At 54.2% G+C, this 6,284-nt stretch carries 6 protein-coding genes; 2 read left to right on the forward strand and 4 right to left on the reverse strand.

Annotated features, from left to right (window positions below; genetic code table 11):
- Positions 1-79 precede the first annotated feature (79 nt).
- Complete coding sequence (gene trmJ, locus VH86_RS01170; RefSeq protein ID WP_038649961.1) at positions 80-823, reverse strand: tRNA (cytosine(32)/uridine(32)-2'-O)-methyltransferase TrmJ; 744 nt, start codon at positions 821-823, stop codon at positions 80-82.
- A gap of 121 nt (positions 824-944) precedes the next feature.
- On the opposite strand from trmJ, the gene suhB reads away from it, so the two are divergent.
- A complete protein-coding gene (gene suhB / locus VH86_RS01175; protein WP_034825653.1) occupies positions 945-1,748 on the forward strand; it encodes an inositol-1-monophosphatase in 804 nt (267 codons plus the stop codon).
- Positions 1,749-1,789: 41 nt separating this feature from the next.
- On the opposite strand, the gene VH86_RS01180 is transcribed toward suhB, so the two are convergent.
- Positions 1,790-2,773: a nickel/cobalt transporter gene (locus VH86_RS01180; RefSeq protein WP_045831628.1), complete on the reverse strand. Its 984-nt coding sequence runs from the start codon at positions 2,771-2,773 to the stop codon at positions 1,790-1,792.
- Positions 2,764-3,390 carry a DUF1007 family protein gene (locus VH86_RS01185; protein ID WP_038645388.1) on the reverse strand — a complete coding sequence of 209 codons (627 nt, stop codon included), beginning with the start codon at positions 3,388-3,390 and terminating at the stop codon, positions 2,764-2,766. The genes VH86_RS01180 and VH86_RS01185 overlap by 10 nt, the downstream gene beginning before the upstream one ends.
- Before the next feature lie 156 nt (positions 3,391-3,546).
- Here VH86_RS01185 and csiE point away from each other — a divergent pair, with 156 nt between their 5' ends.
- Entirely contained in the window at positions 3,547-4,815 is a 1,269-nt protein-coding gene (csiE, locus tag VH86_RS01190) for a stationary phase inducible protein CsiE (RefSeq protein WP_045814928.1), read from the forward strand.
- On the opposite strand, the gene VH86_RS01195 is transcribed toward csiE, so the two are convergent.
- Positions 4,812-5,948, reverse strand: coding sequence for a 3-phenylpropionate MFS transporter (locus VH86_RS01195; protein WP_045831634.1), 1,137 nt, complete (start codon positions 5,946-5,948; stop codon positions 4,812-4,814). The genes csiE and VH86_RS01195 overlap by 4 nt on opposite strands.
- Between the last annotated feature and the right edge of the window lie 336 nt (positions 5,949-6,284).

The raw sequence follows: 6,284 nt of genomic DNA on the forward strand, positions 1-6,284 counted from the left end.
CGCCAGTCTGCCATTCCTGAGTAAAACGGTCAACTATTTAACCAAGTAATTTACTCAACTATTTAACCAACTGTTTTACTCAACTATTACCCTTATCACCTTTAGGCTTTTGGAACGAAGCCAGCATACCGCGCAGGATATTAAGTTCATCACGTTCCGGGCGCGCGCGAGTATAAAGACGACGCAGTTTGCTCATCACCTGGCTTGGCGTGCCTTCACGGATAAAGCCGCTGTCCAGCATCATCTTTTCAATGTGCTGATAGAAGCGCTCCAGATCGTCCACTAAAGGATAAGGGGACTCTTCTTCTTGCGGCTGAGGATTGGCCTGTTCCTGCGCCTCCAGCCATGCCATACGCACTTCATAAGCGATGATCTGCACTGCCATCGCCAGGTTCAGCGAGCTGTATTCCGGATTCGCTTGAATGGCGACGTGATAGTGGCACTTCTGCAACTCTTCGTTGGTCAGGCCCACGCGTTCACGACCAAAGACTAAAGCCACTGGTGCCTGCTGGCCCTCTTCCACGCTTTTGATACCGCATTCACGTGAATCCAGCATCGGCCAGGGCAGCGAACGGGAACGTGCGCTGGTGCCGACAACCAGGCTACAGCCCGCAATCGCTTCGTCCAGCGTATCCACGATTTTTGCATCGCCAATCACATCGCTGGCGCCGGCGGCAAGAGAGATCGCCTGCGAGTCAGGTTTGACCAGCGGATTGACCAGATAAAGATTGGTTAAGCCCATGGTTTTCATGGCGCGAGCGACAGAGCCCATGTTGCCAGTGTGCGAGGTTTCTACCAGTACGATTCGGATATTTTGCAGCATAATAGTGAGCGGTGAGAAAATGATGGCGCGTAGCCTAGCATAAAAGCAGGACATTTGCTGAACACCCTGATATACTCCGCGCCGTTTTCACCCGTTCTTTAACATCCAGCGAGAGATACCGATGCATCCGATGCTCAACATCGCCGTGCGCGCAGCGCGCAAGGCCGGAAATTTAATTGCCAAGAATTATGAAACCCCGGACGCTGTCGAAGCCAGCCAGAAAGGCAGCAACGACTTCGTTACCAATGTTGACCGCGACGCAGAACGTCTGATTGTCGAAGTGATTCGCAAATCCTACCCGCAGCACTCCATTATCACCGAAGAAAGCGGTGAACTGGCGGGTGATGATCAGGACATTCAATGGGTAATCGATCCGCTGGATGGCACCACCAACTTCATTAAACGTTTACCCCACTTCTCAGTTTCAATCGCAGTGCGCATCAAAGGCCGCACCGAAGTGGCTGTGGTTTACGATCCAATGCGTAACGAACTGTTCACCGCTGTACGCGGTCAGGGCGCACAGCTGAACGGCTACCGTCTGCGTGGCAGCACCGCGCGCGATCTGGATGGCACCATCCTCGCGACCGGCTTCCCGTTCAAGCTGAAGCAGCACGCGACCCCTTACATCAACATCGTCGGCAAACTGTTTACCCAGTGTGCAGATTTCCGTCGCACCGGTTCTGCTGCGCTGGATCTGGCTTACGTGGCCGCTGGCCGTGTGGACGGTTTCTTCGAGATCGGCCTGAAGCCATGGGATTTCGCCGCAGGTGAACTGCTGGTGCGCGAAGCGGGCGGCCTGGTGACAGATTTCACCGGCAACCACGGTTACATGATGTCAGGTAACATCGTTGCAGGTAACCCACGCGTTGTGAAAGCCATGCTGGCGACCATGCGTGAAGAACTGAGCGAAGCGCTGAAGCGCTAAGCACAAACAAGGCGGATATCACATCCGCCTTTTTTTCGTCGTTAAAACGGACGCAACCCGCTACTCATCATCGGCTGTGCACTTTGCCACAGTAACCACCCCGCTAACATCAGCACTACCCCACCCGTTAACGCCAGTGCAGACATAACGACTTTCGCCCGTTGCGAATCGCCGTTTGCCGCGCCCAACTTCTCGGCCAGGCGACGCGAACGCTGAACTAACAAACCCATTGCAGACACGGTCACGGCGGTACCGATGGCCATCGCAATGGCAGAAGCCACGCCCCACGCATAAACGCCAATCACCTTGGCAAACAGCAGCATCATGATGGCACCAGAACAGGGACGCATGCCCATGGATAGCACCACCAGCGCCTGAGTTTTGCCACTCACTGCCTGCTCCATCTGTTCCGCACTGGGTAAATGGGCGTGACCGCAACCGCAATGTTCATCATGCTGATGATGCGGGCGAATGGCGCGGATCTGCATTTTTTGCGGCGCAGGACGCAATCCCTGATAAAGAGCGCGCAAGGCGCGCCAACCGACCCAGACGCCCAATGCCATTACCAGCAGGTAACTGCCCTTCTCCAGCCAGTAACTGCCGAGATGCATCTGCCGCGATGAGGTTTGCAATACCACCAGCATCACTGTGACCAAACCAATCGCCACACCACCTTGTAAGAGTGCGGCCAATAACGTCAGTTTCATGCTGGTTTTCAGCTTCGCGGGATGCGTTGCCAGAAAGGTGCTGATGACCACTTTGCCGTGCCCTGGACCCAATGCGTGCAGCACACCATAAGCCAGACTGAAGAGCATCAAGGTCAATCCCGCCTGCTGAGGCTGTTCCGCGACTTGCTGCAGGAGTTGAGTCATCTCTCGATTCAGGATTTTCTGCCACAACACACTTTGCAGCAAAATTTGCGACCAATGCTGCCACAAGGTAAATCCGGCAGCCAGCATCACTACGGCCAGCAACCATAGCGGCCACAAACGGCGTGGTCGAGAAGGCAGTGAAATCAATGACATGTCAGGGTTACCGTTTGCGCGAATTGCTGACCAAGATCCATGTCTTCCGGCGGCGCATCGGCTTTATCCAGCGACAGCGCGTATTGCTTGAGCGAGTCATCCGGTTTTGGGGTATGCAGGTCAATCTGACAGTGTGCTTTGACGCTGTCGTCCATGGTTAATGCCTGTGGGTTATCGTAATACATATCAACAAAGTAGCTTGGGTCAAAGGTCTGAATGCGATACTGTTTTGCGCTCAACGACTGGGGTTCACCAAATGGGACGATGAATTCCAGCACCGCTTTATTGCCATTGCGCGACAAATTGTACTCCTTAGGTAAGTTCAGGAACTTCACCCGCGTTTTATCCTGCCAGACTTCAGAGAAATAGTGCTGGCCCAATACGTTCGCCATCACCTGAGCCGCCAGCTTTTTCCATACCACATCGCCCGGTTTCGCCTTGCCTGCATCGTAAAGCAGATCGGCCGAGGTGATTTCATCCATCGTCCACACCATTTTCATCCCCGTCAGATGATCTTTGTCGCTAACGAACTCGGTTTTCATATCGATAAAGCTGTGCGGATGTGACCAGGCCGCTGCGCTGAACAACAGCGTAAAAGTAATAAGCGCAATTTTCATGTGTTATAAAGTAACAATTCTCAAGTGAAGATTATACTGGTCCAGAAAAACTGTGACCCGCCTAAAAGCTCTGAGCAAAAGTCACGACAAAGTGCAGGGTTACCGCGTGGAGTTAGCTATTCTTAGCTCAAAAATGACCCGCGGATAATACTATTGATGAGTTCTGCACCTTCATCTGCACCACTCTTCAGCCGTGCCCAGCGTCGTTGTCATCTGCTATTGCTACTGTTTCTGCCTGCTCCCGCGCTAACGCTTGAAAAGCTCTGCCAGTTAAATGGTGTTGATCCTGCCGTTGCCCGACAGGATATCGCGGATGTCGGTGATGAGATACAGCGCTTCCATCAACTGGAGTTACACCAGATGGTGGATGGCAGCTTCCGCATACATGGGACGGAACTGGACAGGCGGCTCTGCCTGCTCCATTGGCTGCGACGCGCGCTGCGCCTGTCGCAGGATTTCGTCTGCGAACATTTTGCTCCCGTGCTGCGTCAGCGCCTGAAAGTCCTCAATATCGAAAAGGCGCTGTGGGATGAAACCAATCTGCAGGCGTTAATTCAACATTGTAGTCTGCGACTGAGCCGCGATTTCACGCCGCGCGATCGCTTGTTCCTGCAAATCTTTATGAAATACGCGCTGTGCCAACGGCAAAATGCACTGTTTAATGAAAAACAGCGGGCATGGCTGGCAGCGAAAACCGAGCGTGCTGCCGCAGATGATGTGATTCACCACTGGCAGAAACGCTGCCATTTAGCGCCGGACGTTAGCGAAACCGACTTCTGGACGCTGCTGTTCAGTTTGATTCATGCGCCGGATGGGAATCAGCTTGAAGACCACCAGGCGCAGCAACTCATGTTGGCCGTAGAAGCGTTAATCGCCCGCTTTGAACAACTGGCGCAGACACGCGTCAAAAATCAGCACGAGCTGAAATTGCAATTATTCACGCATCTGGCGCAAGCGCTGGATCGCAGTCACTTTGCCATTGGGATCGATAACAGTGTGGCATTGGACGTGGCGCGTCTTTATCCACGTTTACTGCGCACCACCGAACGCGCGCTCTACCACTTCAGCAGTGATTTCGGCACGGAATTCAGCGCGGAAGAAGTCAGTCTGGTGGCAGTGTTGTTCGGGGCCTGGCTGATGCAGGATAGCGCACTGCAGGAGAAGCAGGTACTGCTGTTGACCGGCGCGGATGCGGCAATGGAACAATTACTGGAGCAGCAAATCCGCGAGATAACGCTGCTGCCCATCAACATCACTTATCAGGATATGCTGCACTTTCAGCGAGAAGGTGCACCGCGTGACGTGGCGCTGGTGATCACACCTTACGCCACATCGTTACCGCTGTTCTCCCCCCCACTGATCCATGCCGAGCTGCCGCTAAGCTATCATCAGCAGCAGCGCATTCGTCAACTGCTGGAAGCTTAAGCGGCGCGCGGACGCAGGAACAATGCAGGAAGCGCCACCAGTGCCATCACCCAGAACAGATGTCCCTGTAAATGGGTAAACAGCACGCCGCTGATCATTGTCATCACTGCAATCCCGCCCCCCATCGCCAGTGCAGAATAAAGCGATTGCAACCGAATCACTTCGGCGCCCTGACGTGCGGCTATAAAGCGCATTGCCGCCAGGTGACATACGGTGAAGCTGCCACAATGCAAAATCTGAGCAGCAATTAACAGCGGCAGCGCGGTGCTGGACCCCAGCATCACCCAGCGCACTAACGCGCAACAGCATGAAAGTAGCAACAGGTCACGGGCACTCCAACGGCGAAACAGACGATTGCTCAGCGCAAATATGACGATTTCCGCCACCACGCCCAACGACCATAGATAGCCAATCACCGATGCGGAATAGCCTGCTTCCTGCCACCAGATGGCACTGAAGCTGTAATAGGCTGCATGTGCCCCCTGCATTAGCGTCACGCATAACATAAAGCGCCAGACCGCGTTCTCTCGTAGCATATCGCGCCACGCCGCCCAACCGCCGCTTGCCCCCTGCCGCGCATCACCTTGTGGCCGGGTTTTAGGAACTAACATCATGCCGCTAAGCATTGCCAGCAAGCCCACACTCAGCAGTGCCAGAATAGCCTGTGATGACCAGGCACTCACCAGCATCCCCGTCAGCGCAGAGCTAATCACAAACGCTAGCGAACCCCATAGCCGCACCGGGCCATAAGCCAGGCCGATTTGCTGCGTCCAGGTCGCTGCCAGCGCATCGCTGAGCGGCACCAATGGCGAGAAAAACAGGTTGAAGCCCACCATGACCAGTAACAGCCATAACCATTGGCCGCCAATCCAGAAACCTAACGCAAACAGGCACGTCATCAATGCCAGCAGCCGCAACGCCAGAATCAGCTGAGAAGGATTTTTAACCTGCGAGGCGATCATCAGGCTACCGACAAATCGCGCCACCATGCCGCAACCGAGTAGTAAGCCGATTTTTTCAGCATCCAGGCCTATGCCTTTGAGCCAGACGCTCCAGAAAGGTAAGTAGATGCCGTAACAGAAGAAGTAGGTGAAGTAGCTGAGTCCCAGCCATCTGGCCGATCCGATGGTCATTTTGCCTCCCACAGGCATGTCAGCTGCCCCCGCAGCCCATTGGGCCGCTACTTTGTCAGAGGCTTGAACAAAAGGGAAATGAAAGGTCGGGGAATCGTTTTTTCTGCGACAGGCTTCGCATCGGAAATCATACCTCAGACACCGTAATAACAAGGTCTGCGTGAATGCTTCATGTGCGGTGTATGCGGTGTGTGCGGTGTGTGCGATGTGTGCGATGTGTGCGATGTGTGCGATGTGTGCGGTGTGTGCGGTGTGTGCGGTGTGTCAACTCTATTCAGCACGGGTCGCGTGCATAAAAAAAGGATGGCCAGCGCCATAATGCCGATCAGTTAAGGA

It is taken from the genome of Pantoea sp. BL1, from assembly GCF_000963985.1.
Lineage (GTDB): Bacteria > Pseudomonadota > Gammaproteobacteria > Enterobacterales > Enterobacteriaceae > Pantoea > Pantoea rwandensis_B.